Below are 15682 nucleotides of genomic sequence, written 5' to 3'. Positions count from 1 at the left end.
CCAAGAGACAAGACTTCAGATGCCAGACGCTAGATTTTAAATTTTAGATTTAAATATTGTACACTTCTTTCCTCTTTTTGCTTAAAGGTATCTTAATCATTTTTTTTTGCTTTAAATATTTTTTGAATTACAAGGGTTATCCATGTTCCCGCAACAAACGGGAAAGTCAGTACACCTCCTACTTCACTCAGTGTGTTATGATCTATCAGGAGATCATCTATAACAACTGTAATAACAACTGCTATCAGTACCCAAAGTCCGTCTTTCTTTTTAAATCCTGAAAAGACAATAGCAGAAAGTACCGCATTGAACCCGAAAAGCCCCATGTGTATCTTCTCGATCGGCTCACCATTCATATGGGATATGTAAGACCCTATGATAGCGCCTGCAAAACCATACAGTGCCGCCGCCGGCGAGCTTATGAAAACGGCCACAAAGAAAATGATCCCCGAAAGTATTCCTCCCTGAAATATTACCTCTCCAAAAGCATTGGTACAGGTCAGAAAATCATCATAGTCCGTAGGAACTGCCGAAGCTGAGATCATTTCCGAAGGAGGAATCTGTGTGAAATGATGCAATACAAATACACACCCCCATGTAATAATGATAAAGGGCAATGTAAATACCGGAATCTTTTTCTGAATGAAAAAATGCTGGATAATCGCTGCCAAAGTACCTCCCAGTATAATAAGTATCCAAATGACCACAGTTGTCTGAAAAACAAATGACAATGCAACTCCCACAAGCGCAGCGCTGAAACCATAAAGCCCTGCATTGATTTCGGAAAGATCATATTTAAGCTTCATCGCGGTAAAAGTTCCTGCGATTGTTGAAAGTAATACCGCAACACCACCCTGCCAGCTTCCCATAAAGATTCCGATGAGGAAGAGAAGCCCCGTCCATCTGTTTTCCTGGAGCATAATCTGCCCGATTCCTTTTAAAATGTTGTCTATAAAAGGGAGTTTTTTAAAAATTTCGTCCATAGTTTTTTTATGTATAGTGTATTATTTAAAGTGTATTAATGCCTTGAAGTAAAGATTTTAGATTTCAGATGCCAGACATCAGATTTCAGATTTTAAAGAGCTGGAAAATGAGTAGTTTCTTTTTCACTCTAACCCTAAACATTCTGACTCTAAAGCTCTCCGACTCTCAAACCCTGCTTACCATCCCAGAAACACCATCCCAATGCCGCAGACTGTTACCACAGCACCGCTTACCACTCCCATATATCTTTCCAATTTTTCTGTGTTGAATAACGTTGAATAGCCGTAGCGCCCCAGAAGAACCATTCCCAGCATTGTCAGAACAGTTGTTAATGTGAATGAAGTAACCAGTACCACAATTTCAGACATCGAATGTTTCACTCCTGAGTAGAATAGCAAAGGAATCAGCGGTTCACTGGGACCCATCACGAAGATCATGAAAAGAACCAGAGGAGTTACCTTAATTCTTTTCTGAGGCATCACCATTTCAGTGTGGTTGTGTTCATAAACATATACATCATCCCCCATCACATCGAAATGCTTATGAGGTTTGTTTCTGATAGCCTGGATCAATCCATACACTAAGTAGATCCCCCCAAATATCAGCAAGGCCCATCCTGAAAAATTTCCTCTGATATCCTGAAACCATGATATTTTATTCAGCTGCCAACCTAAAAACACTCCGATGAAGCCTAAGATCAGAGAGCTCAATACATGCCCGAATCCGCAGACAACAGTTAAGACAGCCGTTTTCATTCTGCTCCATTTTTTGGATTTTGAAAGCACAATAAACGGCAGATAATGATCCGGTCCGGAAGCTGTGTGTATAAAACTTATTGAAACGGCACTTATGAGAAGTGCCCAAACTGTACTGTCCATTCTTCTGTTTTTCTGTTATGCCTAATCTTATTTAGGTTTGGCTAAAGCCATTTATTAATGTTTTTATTTTTTTAGCGGGCTAAAGCCCACTCCTATTGAATTGCATTCTGCCGTAATTCAAAAAGAAATCAAACCGATTATTTATTCTAAAGACCAAAGGATTTCCTGAGCCTGAAGGAAAAAATTATACATCAGTTCGCCTCCGTGGCCTAAAGCCCTTACCACAAAACCATTATCTTCCATAGCGGAAACTCCTACTTCCATTGCTTCCTTATGCTGTTCTGCCAGTTCTACAATAGTCTCAACCAAATTATTTTTGTCAATATTGTTTTTTGTACTGTAGAAAATAAGGGTTCCCTGGTGCGTATACTGCTCCAGATTTCCAATACTGCTGATAGGAATCAGATCCGGTTGAATGACAACATTATCCTTGATAACCAGCTTATTTTCATGGTAGATTTCCATCAGATTCTGGAAGCGTTTCAGTTTAAAAACCTCACCGTAATGCTTTCTTCCGCAGGTAATAATTTCACTGATGATGATCTGGCTGTTCTTTCCTACCTGAATATTAGCTTTACTCTGAAAATTGGAATTTTCATGAGGAACCACAGGATGAGGCACATAAGCAAAAGAAGTATTGTCGTCCATCTTTACATTAAGCTCCTGAACAGCTTTATCTTTCATATTGAATAATCTCTGATAGGACTGCGACTGCAATTGCAAGGATGAACCTTTTTCCAGCTCAATGTTCAGATAATAATGATCTCCATCCAGGATTCCGGGAGAGGAACTCATTACCATCTGGTAAAGCTTGTTGTCACTTTTCCTCTGCCCTACGGAAACCACCCTAAATGGAAGTGAAACATAGAGGTCTTTCACATAAGATCCTCCATCCTTGAATCCTGCAATGATATGTAAACGGCTGTCCATCTATCTTACCAGGTTCGGTTCTTCAATTTCTTCCAGAAGTGCATATTTTTTGATCCAGCCGATCACTTTATCCAGACCTTCATCTGTTTTAAGGTTGGTGAAAACAAAAGGATTCCCGTTTCTCATTCTCCTGGCATCTTTTTCCATGACCTCAAGGCTGGCTCCCACGTGTGGGGCAAGATCTATTTTATTAATAATCAGCAGATCTGATCTTGTAATACCAGGTCCTCCTTTTCTCGGGATCTTCTCTCCTTCGGCTACGTCAATGATGAAAATGGTTACATCCGCTAAGTCCGGACTGAATGTTGCGGATAGATTATCGCCGCCACTTTCGATCAGTACCAGTTCAATATCCGGGAAACGTGCTGCAAGCTCGTCTACTGCTTCCAGATTCATACTTGCATCTTCACGGATCGCGGTGTGCGGGCAGCCTCCTGTTTCTACCCCGATAATCCTGTCATGAGGCAAAAGGCTGTTTTTTGCCATAAATTCGGCATCTTCTTTTGTATAAATATCATTCGTGATCACCCCAAGATCATATTTTCCGAATAATTTTCTGCTTAAGCGTTCCAATAATGCTGTTTTTCCAGAACCCACAGGCCCGGCAACTCCTACTTTTATATATTTTCTGTTTTCCATTTTTTAATTTTATTTATTTTATGAACAACTTCTCTGCTCTTTATTTTTTAAGACATATACAATCTGGAATACAACCTCTCATGTTGCATGCATCTGATATCAAAGGCTGTATTGCATAGGCCAATCATCTCCCTGTCCAGTTCTATTGTTTCATTGGCTGTTTTTTCCATGACCGGATAGAGAGAAAACAGGATATCCTGGCCGTCCAGCTGTCCCAGTGGCACCAGTTTTACTGCATTGGTAATCATTCCGGCTACGGAAGTGTGATAGAATCCCAAAAGTGCTTCGTATAAAGGAATTTTCATCAAATAAGCATACACCCCGAATACGATGCAGTAATGTGAATTGGCTTCACGGTTCTGAACTGCTTTTTCAAAGGCTTTCATCAATGGGAAATGCTCCCTTCTTTTAAAGATTTTAATTAGCCTCAATCCCAGTTTCTGGCTGGCCTGCCGGATTTCCTTAGGACATTTTATGGCATTACATTCATTGTCAAGGCTTATCAACAGTTCCAGATCATTATTTTCTGCAGCATTGTAGGCAAGCTTTACGAAGGCTCCGTCATTGTATTTGATGTTGTACTGAAGCATATTTTCAACAAATTCTTTAGCGGTCTGTAAATTATTGACAATTCTTTGCTGCACATACGTTTCAAGACCATTGGAATGAGTATAACCCCCTATCGGAAGGGTTGGGTCAGACAAATGAAGCAGACCTGACAGGAAATTTAAATTCATATTATTCATCTTTTGGAGCAGCCATTTTTAAGATTTTAGTAAAAATTGAAGATCCCAAACTTCCGTGCCCGTGAGGTTCCACATTGGATTTAAGAAGGTTAAGCAGTTTTACGGTCTGTTTTTCAGGTTTAAAGCCACTTGCCTCGAGCCATCTGAACATCGGCATTTCAAAAGGAAGAAGCACTTTATCGTCCTGAATAAAAAGCGGAATATGCTTGTTTCCGATTTCGTAACAAACAGTTCCCATTTCGAGCAAAGACCCAGGCGACATAACGATGGCTTCTGTTTCCAGTACATTTACTGCAATCACTTTTTCTTCATCTTCAAACAGGATATCTCCTTCACGCAAACGTTGTCCTTCGCGGAGAAACTTGATGGCTACGTCTATTCCCTGTCTTGTTTTCTTGCGCTGAATTCTTTTTGTGGTTTCAAACCACTCCAAATCCAGAAAATCAACAGATTTTGGTGTAGGATTTTGGGAAAGGTTACCAATTGCTTCATTAATTATCATCTTTTTTTGTTTTTTTTCTGAAATCTAGATTTTTAGAAATTCCCACTCCGAATGTTGAACCGCTGATTCCGGCAACATAAGTTTTCGTCCAGCCTTCCTGTTTTGTTTTAGTCTGAAGCATTGAAAGCTCTGCAAACTTGAATTTCAGGGCCCAGCCTCCTCCCAGCACAATCCCGATCAAAGGATAGGCACGAAATCGGTAGCCGTTAAAATTTTCCATTGAATCTGCTGTTCCTGATACCTGCTGCCCCCATACATAATGCGCATCCACCTGGGCAATCAGAAGGAAATATTTCCCAAGCGTTAATGACGGGCTGTACCAAATTCCGGCTTCATTCTGTTTATATACTACGTTATGGTCCACAGCATTCTGCGAGTAAGCATAGTTTACTCCGATAACATCATTATTATTAATGAAATATCCCAATCCAATCGGCGCACTTGAAACTGTGCTGGAGCTGCTTGAAGGGGTTGTTATTTTTGAGTAATCCAATGAACCATAAATCATAAATTGCCCTTTAGGCCCTTCATCATCATTTTTCAGTCTGCTCCCTCCCAGAAACTGAGCGTTAAGATGTCCTGAAAGCATAGACATTCCGGCTACAGCAAAGGAAAAAACAGTTTTATTTAAGTGTTTCATTTAATTTGTTCAATGTTAGTTATATCATTCATTTTCTGAAAAGGCCCGGCATTTAACCGAGCCTAAAAACTCAAGATTAAAACAAGTAATACAACTGTGTTAAAGGAAGTTTTTCCGCAGGTTCGCAGGTAATGTATTCACCGTCAACCGTTACTTTGTAGTTTTCGGGATTTACTTCAATTACAGGTGTTTTATCATTGTGGATCAGGTCCTTTTTTGAAATATTTCTACAGTTTTTCACTGGCAGGATCGTTTTTTCCAGCTTGTATGATGCTATAGTCCCGTTATCAATGGAAATTTGAGAAACAAAATTCACGCAGGTTCCAAATTTTGCCTTTCCGTGCGCTCCGAACATATTTCTGTAAATAACGGGCTGTGGTGTAGGAATAGAAGCATTCGGGTCACCCATTTTAGCGGCAATCACAAATCCTCCTTTTACAATCATTTCCGGTTTTACCCCAAATAATGCCGGTTTCCAGATGACAAGATCAGCCAGTTTTCCTTCTTCAAGAGATCCCACATATTCTGAAATACCGTGGGCAATAGCCGGATTGATGGTATATTTTGCTACGTATCTTTTGGCTCTGTAGTTATCATTTCCACCTTCTTTATCTTCTTCAAGGTTACCTCGCTGCTCTTTCATTTTGCTTGCCGTCTGCCAAGTTCTGGTAATCACTTCGCCGGGTCTTCCCATCGCCTGTGAATCCGAGCTCATAATACTGAAAACACCCATATCATGAAGAATATCTTCTGCAGCAATGGTTTCAGGACGGATACGTGAGTCAGCGAAAGCTACATCTTCAGGGATATTTTTGCTTAAATGATGACATACCATCAACATATCAAGATGCTCATCAATCGTATTTATGGTATAAGGACGTGTAGGGTTTGTGGAAGCCGGAAGCACGTTGGGATACATCGCAGCTTTGATGATATCCGGCGCATGGCCTCCACCAGCTCCTTCTGTATGGAACGTATGGATTACTCTTCCGTTGATGGCTCTCATGGTATCTTCCAGGAACCCTCCTTCATTGAGTGTATCGGTGTGGATAGCCACCTGAACATCATATTTATCAGCAACTTTTAATGCTGCATCAATGGTGGCCGGAGTTGCTCCCCAGTCTTCATGGATTTTCACACCCAAAGCCCCTGCTTCCACCTGCTCTTCAATAGGTGCTTCTGCAGAACAGTTTCCTTTTCCGAAGAAACCGAGATTCATAGGATATTCTTCAGCAGCTTCAAGCATTTTCTGCATATTGAATTTTCCCGGAGTAACGGTGGTTGCATTGGTTCCGTCGTTTGGTCCTGTTCCGCCACCGATCATTGTGGTGATTCCGCTGTATAAAGAGGTTTCGATCTGTTGTGGGCAGATATAGTGAATGTGGGTATCGATTCCTCCTGCCGTCACAATATATCCTTTTCCGCCATGCACTTCTGTGGAAGCACCGATAATCATGTTTGGAGAAACACCGTCCATTGTGTCAGGGTTTCCGGCTTTTCCAATGCCTACAATTTTACCGTCTTTAATTCCGATATCCCCTTTTACGATTCCCCAATGGTCAATAATCACTGCTCCGGTAATGCAGAGATCCAGAACACCTTCATCTCTTTTCGCGGTAACGTTCTGGCCCATTCCGTCACGAACGGTTTTTCCACCTCCGAAAACGGCTTCATCTCCGTAATGGGTGAAATCTTTTTCTATTTCAATAATAATTTCAGTGTCTCCGAGTCTGATTTTGTCGCCGGCTGTAGGCCCTAATATATTGGCATATTTTTTTCTGTCTACGTTTAAGCTCATCTTAGTGTGTTTTAAAGTTTAATTGTTCAGCTTTTGCAAGGCTTGCTTTTTTCTGGTCTTCAGAATCTGTCTGCCCGTCTACAAGGTTATTGAAGCCCATAGCTTTTTTTGTCCCGCCTATTTCCACCAATTCCACCTCTTTTTCTTCTCCCGGTTCAAAACGGACAGCAGTACTTGCTACGATATTCAATCTTTTTCCAAAGGCTGCTTCCCGGTCAAAGCTCATCGCTTTATTCACTTCAAAGAAATGGAAGTGGGAACCTACCTGAATTGGGCGGTCTCCTGTATTGACAACTTTTATTCTGACAGTTTTTCTACCTTCATTGCAGATGATTGTGCCTTCTTTTACAAATATTTCTCCTGGTATCATAGGTATTAACGAATTGGGTTATGTACGGTTACCAGTTTGGTTCCGTCCGGAAAAGTTGCTTCAATCTGTACATCGTGTATCATATCTGATACTCCGGGCATTACATCATCTTTGGTTAAAAGATTTGCGCCTTCCTGCATCAGTTCGGCCACTTTTTTTCCGTCTCTTGCGCCTTCAAGCAGAAAGTGGCTGATGAGTGCAATAGATTCTGGATAGTTAAGTTTAAGACCTCTGGCCTTTCTTTTTAGGGCAAGCTCGCCTGCCATGAACAGCATGAGCTTCTCCGTTTCTCTCGGTGTTAAATGCATTGTATTTTTATTTTAAATTGGGTATAGGGAATCCTGTTTGCCTCATAAAAAGGCAAATAGATATATTCAAAAAATATTGAAGCCCGGAAATGAGACTTACAGATCTGTATTTATATACAAATCATAGTAAATCATTAAGATGGGGAAAAATTTTAGTAGCGTGCAATTTGCAGAGAATGATACAGAATGTATCTGGGTGCTGTAATATAGACGCGGTTTTGTACAGCAGCGGTTTTGGTTTTGTAAGAATAATCAGTGAAGAAAAAGTTCAACCACTGCTGTATGATGACTGAATAATCAAATTTAACTTTTTCAAGATCATTGGAATCCTGTGCATCCTGATCATCCGAAACACTGTAAATTTCCAGCTGTCCCTGCTCATCTACATGCTTCAGAAGACTTGTTTTTGAGGACTTACCCAAGTATGAATCTACCTTATCCTTACCTGCAAAAAAACCTGCACATAAAGCGGTGAAAAAAATTACAAAAGAGAATAATAGGATTCTATTTTTCATACCTGTCATTGATGGGATAAAATTAGACAATCCGATATGCCTTAGCTATCAAAAAGATCATTTAAAATGTTCAAAATCGAGACAAATATAATCCCTACCCAAACAAGTATTTATTGTTGATTTCTTTTAAACAGCCCGTTTTGAAGCATTTAATGGATTTTTCTATTGCAATATATTTTAATTCTCATATAATTACTAAGCCAATATATCTTCATTATAAAATTTAAAATCATCTAAAAAAAGCTAAAATCTATCCAATATGTCTTATAAAATCTCCTATTTTTTAAATTTAAGACCGTATTAAATTTTATTTTATAAAGATGAACTGCTTTTTTTCTTTGCGTTAATTATTGTAAATTTGTATACCAACATATTTATCAATTTAAAATAATACAACATAATATGTCAAAAGCAATTTCGCAAGTACCATTTGCAGTAAACGAGCCGGTAAATTCTTATGTACCGGGATCTCCAGAAGTTAAAAGCCTTATCGCTACTTACAAAAAGATGTGGGCCGAGAAAACAGAAATTCCAATGATCATCAACGGGAAGGAAGTAAAGTCTGACGAGAAAATTCAGCTTCAGTCTCCTCAGGATCATGCTCATGATTTCGGATTTTACTACAAGGGTACGATGCAGCATGTAGATGACGCTATCAACGCGGCACTGGCAGCTAAAAAAGAATGGAACGAACTGGGCTGGGAACAGCGTGCAGCTATTTTCCTGAAGGCAGCTGACCTTTTGGCCGGACCTTACAGAGATGTGATCAACGCGGCAACTATGATCGGACAGTCTAAGAATGTACATCAGGCCGAGATAGATTCTGCCTGCGAATTTATTGATTTCTTAAGATTCAACGTAGAATTCATGACTGAAATGTATTCTGAGCAGCCGGTTTCCGACAGCGGAATCTGGAACCGTGTAGAGTACAGACCATTGGAAGGGTTCTGTTTTGCAGTAACTCCGTTTAACTTTACGGCAATTTCCGGAAACTTACCGACCTGTATGGCAATGCTTGGAAACGTGGTTGTTTGGAAACCTTCCGACAAGCAGGTTTATTCTGCTAAAGTCATCATGGATGTATTAATTGAAGCAGGTCTTCCTGCGGGGGTTATCAACATGGTATTTACAGACGGAAAAGAAACTGCTGAGAAAGTATTGGCACATCCTGATTTTGCAGGTCTTCATTTCACAGGTTCTACGAAAGTATTCCAGGGAATGTGGAAAATGATCGGTGATAATATCCATAACTACAGAACTTATCCAAGAATTGTCGGAGAAACCGGTGGAAAAGACTTTGTAATCGCTCACCCTTCTTCCAATGTTGAAGCTGTGGCTACTGCTTTGGTAAGAGGTTCTTTTGAATACCAGGGGCAGAAATGTTCAGCAGCTTCAAGAGCTTATATTCCTAAATCTCTTTGGGCTGATGTGAAAAAAGTAATGGAAACCCAGATGAATTCTATCAAAATAGGTTCTCCTGAAGATCCGTCTAACTTCGTTAATGCAGTAATCGACAAAAATTCTTTCGAAAAATGTAAAGGTTATATCGACAGAGCAAAAGCTTCAGGTGAAGCGGAAGTAGCAATAGGCGGTAAATATGACGATTCTAAAGGATGGTTTGTACACCCAACTGTCATTGAAACGACAAATCCACATTATGAAAGCATGGTTGAAGAGATCTTCGGACCTATCTTATCGGTTTATGTATATGAAGATCAGGACTGGAAAGAAACCCTGAAATTGGTAGATTCCACTTCTCCGTATTCATTGACAGGTTCTGTTTTCTCACAAGACCGTTATGCAATCAATGAAGCTTTCAAAGCTCTGGAAAATGCATCAGGAAACTTCTATATCAACGATAAGCCGACAGGCGCCGTAGTAGGACAGCAGCCTTTCGGAGGAGGAAGAGCTTCAGGTACCAACGATAAAGCAGGTTCTAAAATGAACTTACTAAGATGGACTTCCGTAAGAAGTATTAAAGAAACTTTCGTTTCTCCAAAAGACTACAAATACCCATACCTGGGATAAGAGCTAAATTGTGAGTTAGATGATGAGCAATCAGTAATGAACAAAGAATAATCCAAAGCCCCGAATTTATTTTCGGGGCTTTTTTTATTAATGATAAAACATTATTTATAATTCAAAACTTTGTTCTAACCATCTATAATCTTTTACTGTTATTTTTCTAACAACTTTTAACAAAGTTTATCTATGTTTTAATATTTTGAGTGACCGGTTAGGAATAATTATTGAACTTTAAATAATAACACCAAAATAAAATATTTATGAAAAAGTTTTTGTTAGCAGCCATAGGTACAGGAATACTGGTTGTGAGCTGCGGAACCAAGGAATCTTCTATGTCATCCGGTAATACTGATTCAACGGCAGTAGATACTACCAGAACAGCAACACCTCGTACAACAGATACAACATCCACAAAGATGGCTACTCCTGATACGATGAAGATGAAAGTAGACTCTACGGCTACCACACCTCCGGCTAAATAGATAAAAACAAGTTTAATCTAAAATGGAAAATCCGCAGATGAAAGCTCTGCGGATTTTTAATGTTTGCTATTGAAGGTAACAATAATTTTTTCTTAGAATCTATAGCTGACTCTCAGAAAGCTCCTAATATTTTTTTATATTTGATTGTATTAAACATCAAAATTAACTATTATGAGAAAATTATGGATAGGAGCTGTTCTGGGGATATTGTTTTTAGGAAGCTGCGCTCAGAATAAAGAGAAAAGAGAAGAGTTTAAAGATGAGCACAATAAAGATTCACTGAGAAACAATATGGGAGATTCAGCGGTTGCCAACTCTGAACCGGCTCCGGTTGCTCAGGATACCACCAAAATAAAAGCCGACAGTCTTAAAACAAAATAAAAAAACAAATCCGCAGCATACTGCGGATTTGTACTTAAAAAAACTTGACTGAAAAAAACCGGGCAATCAACCCCGATTGTATTATTGCATCAGATCAGATTACTACTCCTGATCAATAAAAAACATTTGCTATTTGATGAATATCCGTTAATCGAATACTGTTTTCAAAAAGTCCTGGAGAGATTCTCCCCTAGTCTGGGATCCGTTACTGTTCACGACGATATCCAGACCGCAACCGAAACAGCAGTATTGGATCTCTATCTTTTCAAAGACATTGATAGAAAATATAAATTCCAATACGGCCGCTGAAGTTGCCATCCGTTTAATTTACCAGCTTAAAAGTTTTCATGGTTAATGTAAAATAATCAGATATTTTACACGTCTAGTAATTTTAGTGTTTAGATTGGAACGCTGTTCTGCTTTATTGGAATGAAGATTAAAAAATGAGTGACAAACCGCAGTAGGTCTATTCCCATAAAGCTGGCGCAAAGATATAGATGTGAAGCCCTTACGTAAAACAATAGGTTAGCCATTTTCGTGAAAATGAAAAGACAGAATATATAAAAACATCTGCTTTTTAATTGTTTTCGGGAAAATGGGTATTTTTATCTGACTGATTTTCATCCAGATATTTAATATAGGCTGAAGGAGAAAAATCTGTCACTGCCTTAAATACGGAAGCAAATTTGCTGTGGGAAGAAAAACCGCATTCTTCAGCAAGGATACTTATTTTATACTGCCTGTATTTATCATCATTGATGAGTTTGTCTACAATATAATTAATCCTTAAGCGGTTGACATATGTTTTTACATCTGTACATTTATGCCGGTTGATCACATAGGACAGGTATTTCGTATTGGTATTCAGTTCTGCGGCTAAAAATGATAAAGACATATTTTTGTTGTTGTACAGCTCTCCTTTTTCAAATTCCTCCAGAAGTTCCAGAAGCTTAGATTCTGTTTCGGAAGTCATCAGGGATTCACTTCTTCGTTTATCACTTTCCCCGGCTCTGTCGTCTACTTCTTCCACAGAAATATTTGAAAAATCAGATTGTTCCCTTTTTAAAGGTAAAGGCTCGTTGCGTACACTGATCATCTTCAGCTGGCTCCTGATAATATTCCTGAATTTTGCACGCTGCTTTTTCTGTTTGGTTCTGAAAAAAATAATGATAGTAACCAGCGCAGCAAACAGAACAATAATTGCAGCATTTTTAACAATACTGATCCGGGCACTTTTTTTATTGGGCTGAACAAGGGTTTCAGGACTTTTAAGGGCAAATTCACGGTTTCTTGCCATAAGACTGTCATAAGCTCTTACATATTTTACGGCATAAAGTGAGGCTTTGACGTTATCGCCAATTCCTTCATAATAATCATTGATATTGGAATATACTGCTTTTTTAAGCTTGAGACTCCGTGAACTGTCCGCTATATTTTCAGCTTTTTTCAGATAGATTTCAGCATCCTTCCAGTTTTTCTGCTTTAGGCAAATGCCGCCCAGCCCGTTATATACCAAACCCAGAACACAGCATTTATCTTTAAGCATCGATTCTGCTTTGCGGTAATTGCTTTCAGAAGTCACGTAATCTTTAAGCTTAAAATATATGTCTCCAAGAAGCTGGTATGAGGCTGCTACAGCCCGTTCATTATCCTGAAGATTATTTTTCCCAAAAGAATGTAATGAATATTCAATATATTGAATGGCATTGGAATAATTTCCCTGTTCGATTTCATAATAGGCCATTTCCTGATCCAGCAGCCCCAGTATCTCTCCTCTTTTTCTAATATCGCTGAGACTTTTCGCTGCTTCCATACCCTTCAGCGTGTATTTTTTCGATCGCTCAAAGAGGCCGACCAGCCGGTACTCTTTAGCCAAAAATTCATTGACACGGCAACGCCATTCAGCATCATCAATCTGGCTAAGCAGGGAATGGGCATTTTCACCATAACAGATGGACTTTTTGAATTCACCCGCTGAGTGGTACAGTTCGGCAGAAAGTAAAAGGCTTTTTACCTTATCCAGGGGCTTTTGCGCCGTCATGTATAAAGAATCTGCTGTTTTTAAAGCTTCGGGAATATCTTTTTGTGCTACCTGAACCGATGTTCTTTCACAGATCTGGTCAAAGTTGTATTTTTTCTGCGCCCAGACGGGGGCAGCGGTAATGAACAAAAACAAAAGTTTTAGCAGACTCCTGGACATAAAAAAATAAATTATTATTTTGATTTTATAATAATTCATCATTCTCATGGGGTGTCTTTTTGTTTTTACAAAGCTACTAATATTTTATATTTTATTAAAATATTCTTCTATTATTTAATTTTTTTAACTAAAAAGTTCAATACTATTTATTTTAATAACATTTCATCAATAATATTTATTTTTATATAGACTTATTACATATTAAAATAAATATCCGTAACTATTTTCTTTATGCACCGACTTATTTGTTAACATAATTATTACATTTGTAATCAATAAAAAGTTTTATGAAAAAATTAGCACTATTTTCTTCTTTATTTATAGGAGCTCTGGCATTGGCGCAGGGAATTAAATTTGAAGACAGCAATTTTGCCGCTATACTGGCAAAAGCAAAAAAAGAGAATAAACTGGTATTTGTTGATGCTTATGCATCATGGTGCGGACCCTGCAAACTGATGGTAAAAAATATTTTCCCGCTTCAGACGGTTGGAGATTTTTATAATTCCCACTTCGTGAATGCAAAAATAGATATGGAAAAGGGCGAAGGAATAGCTCTTGCCAAGAAATACAATGTAAAGGCATTCCCAACTTATCTTTTCATCAACGGTGACGGAGAAGAAGTACACAGGACATTAGGCTATGTAGAGGAAAAAGATTTTATCCAGTTTGCCAAAGACGCTGAAGATCCTAATAAAAGGCTTACCGCATTGAAGCAAAAGTTTGAAAATGGAGAAAAAGATCCTGAATTTTTAAAGAACCTTGCAGGATTGACGATCTATAATGATTCCGAATTTGCAGGAAAGGTAATGGACCGTTATTTCCAGCAGAAAACAACCCTTGACCAGGAAGATGTACAGATGCTTCTTTCAGGAACACAAAGCACGGAAAGCCCATTATATAAGACATTCCAGGCAAGAAAATCTGAAATCATCAAGATTTTCCCGGAGGAAAAGTATGCAAAATTCGACAAAAACATTAAGCTTAATACTGTTCTTAAAAAGTCTTACAATGCAGATACAAAATCCTGGAACGATAATTATTTTCTAGCCGAATCTCAAAAATTCATGACGAAAGACGAGGCTGAAAAAACATTAAAAAGAGCAAAGGCAGGCAGAGCTTTAAAAAATAAAGATATTCCAGCCTATGAGAAATTAATGCTGGAGCTGTATAAGGATTCTTCTGCAGCTAGTTCTGAAGAATTAAATTCTTTAGCATGGAATTTTTTTGAAAACGTAAGCAACAAAGCTTCTCTGGAAAAAGCAGTAGCCTGGGCCCAGGAATCTGTAAAAAAAGATGAAAACTATGCCAATACAGATACTCTGGCCAATCTTTACAACAAGATCGGTGATAAAAAGAATGCCAAGATCTGGGCTGAAAAATCTGTTCAGTTGGCTAAAAGTACTGGACAGGATTCAGCAGATACCGAGAAGTTGCTGAAGAGCCTGTAAATCTATCAAACCACAAATAAAAAATCCGCAGAAAATTCTGCGGATTTTTTATTTTTTAATCTTTGCTGTTTAGTTATTGTATACCAAAACCTGCATTTTGGTCAGCATTGATTCTGTATCACCATTATATCCTCCATATGTAGAAGGCACAAAATTAACGATTTGATTTCCTGCCCATGCAGAATACTGCACTTTAAAAGTATAGGTCCCTGCTGTAAGCGTCACAGCCTTCAGAAAAGTGACCGGAATTGGAAGTCTTACTAAAGCAGTTCCACTTACCATTGAAGTATAGGCAGAGGATATTTTAGTTCCATCCTGTAACAAATAGAAAGCGCCTTGTGCATCAGTTGCAGTCGTACTCGCTGCATATCCCAAAATAGTAAACAGGAAAGTTTGAGTAATACCGGCTGGTACTGTTAAAGTTATGGTAACTCCCGGCACATCAGCAACCGCCCCTTGGTTAACCGTCAATGCTGTTGTACCCTGCACATAATTAGCCGAAGAAATAGTTCCACTTGATGTATTAAGAGTCTTCCAGGTAGGTGCCGCTCCGGCTCCGCTCGATGTGAGAATCTGGCCTGTAGTCCCTGCCGATCCAGCCGTAGTAGCATTACCCCCGACGTTAAGTTCATTCACAACCTGTAAAGAACCATTAACATGCAATGTTTTCTGTGGGGTCGTTGTCCCAACCCCCACCTGCGCATGATAGAATAAGGGCAAGAGAAAAACCCCAAGTAATAAATTCTTTTTCATTTGTTATTGTTTATAAATTAGCATAACAAAGTTAACAAATTAAAAATTCATCTCAGACTTTTTTTTGAATAATTTTTAATGAA

At 38.7% G+C, this 15682-nt stretch carries 18 protein-coding genes; 4 read left to right on the top strand and 14 right to left on the bottom strand.

Annotated elements, in window-relative coordinates; all coding sequences use genetic code 11:
• Positions 1–92: 92 nt before the first annotated feature.
• The 11 genes from AC4IFE_RS01775 to AC4IFE_RS01725 all read right to left on the bottom strand — a co-directional run bounded on the left by AC4IFE_RS01775 (position 93) and on the right by AC4IFE_RS01725 (position 8310).
• Entirely contained in the window at positions 93–983 is an 891-nt protein-coding gene (locus AC4IFE_RS01775) for an urea transporter (protein ID WP_490754401.1), read from the bottom strand.
• A gap of 177 nt (positions 984–1160) precedes the next feature.
• Positions 1161–1862 carry a hypothetical protein gene (locus tag AC4IFE_RS01770; RefSeq protein ID WP_490754399.1) on the bottom strand — a complete coding sequence of 234 codons (702 nt, stop codon included), beginning with the start codon at positions 1860–1862 and terminating at the stop codon, positions 1161–1163.
• 141 nt (positions 1863–2003) lie between these two features.
• Complete coding sequence (locus AC4IFE_RS01765) at positions 2004–2792, bottom strand: urease accessory protein UreD (protein ID WP_490754398.1); 789 nt, start codon at positions 2790–2792, stop codon at positions 2004–2006.
• On the bottom strand, positions 2793–3431 hold the full coding sequence (gene ureG / locus AC4IFE_RS01760) for an urease accessory protein UreG (RefSeq protein ID WP_048502094.1): 639 nt from the start codon (positions 3429–3431) through the stop codon (positions 2793–2795). It lies immediately after the preceding gene.
• Positions 3432–3478: 47 nt separating this feature from the next.
• Positions 3479–4168 carry an urease accessory protein UreF gene (locus AC4IFE_RS01755; RefSeq protein ID WP_490754396.1) on the bottom strand — a complete coding sequence of 230 codons (690 nt, stop codon included), beginning with the start codon at positions 4166–4168 and terminating at the stop codon, positions 3479–3481.
• 1 nt (position 4169) lies between these two features.
• Positions 4170–4679 (bottom strand): urease accessory protein UreE, encoded by a 510-nt coding sequence (ureE, locus tag AC4IFE_RS01750; RefSeq protein ID WP_490754395.1) that lies wholly within the window; start codon positions 4677–4679, stop codon positions 4170–4172.
• Positions 4669–5319, bottom strand: coding sequence for a hypothetical protein (locus AC4IFE_RS01745; protein WP_490754394.1), 651 nt, complete (start codon positions 5317–5319; stop codon positions 4669–4671). The genes ureE and AC4IFE_RS01745 overlap by 11 nt, the downstream gene beginning before the upstream one ends.
• A gap of 76 nt (positions 5320–5395) precedes the next feature.
• A complete protein-coding gene (gene ureC, locus AC4IFE_RS01740; protein WP_490754393.1) occupies positions 5396–7117 on the bottom strand; it encodes an urease subunit alpha in 1722 nt (573 codons plus the stop codon).
• Between the two features lies 1 nt (position 7118).
• A complete protein-coding gene (ureB, locus tag AC4IFE_RS01735; RefSeq protein WP_490754392.1) occupies positions 7119–7487 on the bottom strand; it encodes an urease subunit beta in 369 nt (122 codons plus the stop codon).
• Between the two features lie 5 nt (positions 7488–7492).
• A complete protein-coding gene (gene ureA / locus AC4IFE_RS01730) occupies positions 7493–7795 on the bottom strand; it encodes an urease subunit gamma (protein ID WP_490754390.1) in 303 nt (100 codons plus the stop codon).
• A gap of 152 nt (positions 7796–7947) precedes the next feature.
• Entirely contained in the window at positions 7948–8310 is a 363-nt protein-coding gene (locus AC4IFE_RS01725) for a hypothetical protein (RefSeq protein WP_490754389.1), read from the bottom strand.
• A gap of 402 nt (positions 8311–8712) precedes the next feature.
• Between AC4IFE_RS01725 and pruA the strand changes: the two genes are divergently transcribed.
• The 3 genes from pruA to AC4IFE_RS01710 all read left to right on the top strand — a co-directional run bounded on the left by pruA (position 8713) and on the right by AC4IFE_RS01710 (position 11198).
• Complete coding sequence (pruA, locus tag AC4IFE_RS01720; protein WP_490754387.1) at positions 8713–10338, top strand: L-glutamate gamma-semialdehyde dehydrogenase; 1626 nt, start codon at positions 8713–8715, stop codon at positions 10336–10338.
• Positions 10339–10595: 257 nt separating this feature from the next.
• Complete coding sequence (locus tag AC4IFE_RS01715; protein ID WP_490754385.1) at positions 10596–10817, top strand: cytochrome C551; 222 nt, start codon at positions 10596–10598, stop codon at positions 10815–10817.
• A 171-nt stretch (positions 10818–10988) separates the two neighbouring features.
• Positions 10989–11198 (top strand): hypothetical protein, encoded by a 210-nt coding sequence (locus AC4IFE_RS01710; protein ID WP_490754383.1) that lies wholly within the window; start codon positions 10989–10991, stop codon positions 11196–11198.
• Positions 11199–11345: 147 nt separating this feature from the next.
• Here the strand turns inward: AC4IFE_RS01710 and AC4IFE_RS01705 are convergent, their stop codons facing one another.
• Both AC4IFE_RS01705 and AC4IFE_RS01700 read right to left on the bottom strand, forming a co-directional pair.
• Positions 11346–11516: a hypothetical protein gene (locus tag AC4IFE_RS01705; RefSeq protein ID WP_490754382.1), complete on the bottom strand. Its 171-nt coding sequence runs from the start codon at positions 11514–11516 to the stop codon at positions 11346–11348.
• 259 nt (positions 11517–11775) lie between these two features.
• On the bottom strand, positions 11776–13368 hold the full coding sequence (locus tag AC4IFE_RS01700) for a helix-turn-helix domain-containing protein (RefSeq protein WP_490754381.1): 1593 nt from the start codon (positions 13366–13368) through the stop codon (positions 11776–11778).
• Positions 13369–13685: 317 nt separating this feature from the next.
• Here AC4IFE_RS01700 and AC4IFE_RS01695 point away from each other — a divergent pair, with 317 nt between their 5' ends.
• Positions 13686–14846 (top strand): thioredoxin family protein, encoded by a 1161-nt coding sequence (locus AC4IFE_RS01695; protein ID WP_490754379.1) that lies wholly within the window; start codon positions 13686–13688, stop codon positions 14844–14846.
• Positions 14847–14915: 69 nt separating this feature from the next.
• Here AC4IFE_RS01695 and AC4IFE_RS01690 read toward each other — a convergent pair whose 3' ends face one another.
• Entirely contained in the window at positions 14916–15599 is a 684-nt protein-coding gene (locus AC4IFE_RS01690; protein WP_490754378.1) for a hypothetical protein, read from the bottom strand.
• Between the last annotated feature and the right edge of the window lie 83 nt (positions 15600–15682).

The sequence above is a fragment of the Chryseobacterium sp. UF-81 genome, assembly GCF_058245105.1.
Note: the sequence above shows the minus strand (reverse complement) of the source record. Positions and strands in the feature narration are given on the sequence as shown.

What these genes read in the sequence shown, in the direction of transcription:
- AC4IFE_RS01775 (WP_490754401.1), bottom strand. Translation starts at nt 983, where the DNA reads ATGGACGAAATTTTTAAAAAACTCCCTTTTATAGACAACATTTTAAAA.
- AC4IFE_RS01770 (WP_490754399.1), bottom strand. Translation starts at nt 1,862, where the DNA reads ATGGACAGTACAGTTTGGGCACTTCTCATAAGTGCCGTTTCAATAAGT.
- AC4IFE_RS01765 (WP_490754398.1), bottom strand. Translation starts at nt 2,792, where the DNA reads ATGGACAGCCGTTTACATATCATTGCAGGATTCAAGGATGGAGGATCT.
- ureG (WP_048502094.1), bottom strand. Translation starts at nt 3,431, where the DNA reads ATGGAAAACAGAAAATATATAAAAGTAGGAGTTGCCGGGCCTGTGGGT.
- AC4IFE_RS01755 (WP_490754396.1), bottom strand. Translation starts at nt 4,168, where the DNA reads ATGAATTTAAATTTCCTGTCAGGTCTGCTTCATTTGTCTGACCCAACC.
- ureE (WP_490754395.1), bottom strand. Translation starts at nt 4,679, where the DNA reads ATGATAATTAATGAAGCAATTGGTAACCTTTCCCAAAATCCTACACCA.
- AC4IFE_RS01745 (WP_490754394.1), bottom strand. Translation starts at nt 5,319, where the DNA reads ATGAAACACTTAAATAAAACTGTTTTTTCCTTTGCTGTAGCCGGAATG.
- ureC (WP_490754393.1), bottom strand. Translation starts at nt 7,117, where the DNA reads ATGAGCTTAAACGTAGACAGAAAAAAATATGCCAATATATTAGGGCCT.
- ureB (WP_490754392.1), bottom strand. Translation starts at nt 7,487, where the DNA reads ATGATACCAGGAGAAATATTTGTAAAAGAAGGCACAATCATCTGCAAT.
- ureA (WP_490754390.1), bottom strand. Translation starts at nt 7,795, where the DNA reads ATGCATTTAACACCGAGAGAAACGGAGAAGCTCATGCTGTTCATGGCA.
- AC4IFE_RS01725 (WP_490754389.1), bottom strand. Translation starts at nt 8,310, where the DNA reads ATGAAAAATAGAATCCTATTATTCTCTTTTGTAATTTTTTTCACCGCT.
- pruA (WP_490754387.1), top strand. Translation starts at nt 8,713, where the DNA reads ATGTCAAAAGCAATTTCGCAAGTACCATTTGCAGTAAACGAGCCGGTA.
- AC4IFE_RS01715 (WP_490754385.1), top strand. Translation starts at nt 10,596, where the DNA reads ATGAAAAAGTTTTTGTTAGCAGCCATAGGTACAGGAATACTGGTTGTG.
- AC4IFE_RS01710 (WP_490754383.1), top strand. Translation starts at nt 10,989, where the DNA reads ATGAGAAAATTATGGATAGGAGCTGTTCTGGGGATATTGTTTTTAGGA.
- AC4IFE_RS01705 (WP_490754382.1), bottom strand. Translation starts at nt 11,516, where the DNA reads ATGGCAACTTCAGCGGCCGTATTGGAATTTATATTTTCTATCAATGTC.
- AC4IFE_RS01695 (WP_490754379.1), top strand. Translation starts at nt 13,686, where the DNA reads ATGAAAAAATTAGCACTATTTTCTTCTTTATTTATAGGAGCTCTGGCA.
- AC4IFE_RS01690 (WP_490754378.1), bottom strand. Translation starts at nt 15,599, where the DNA reads ATGAAAAAGAATTTATTACTTGGGGTTTTTCTCTTGCCCTTATTCTAT.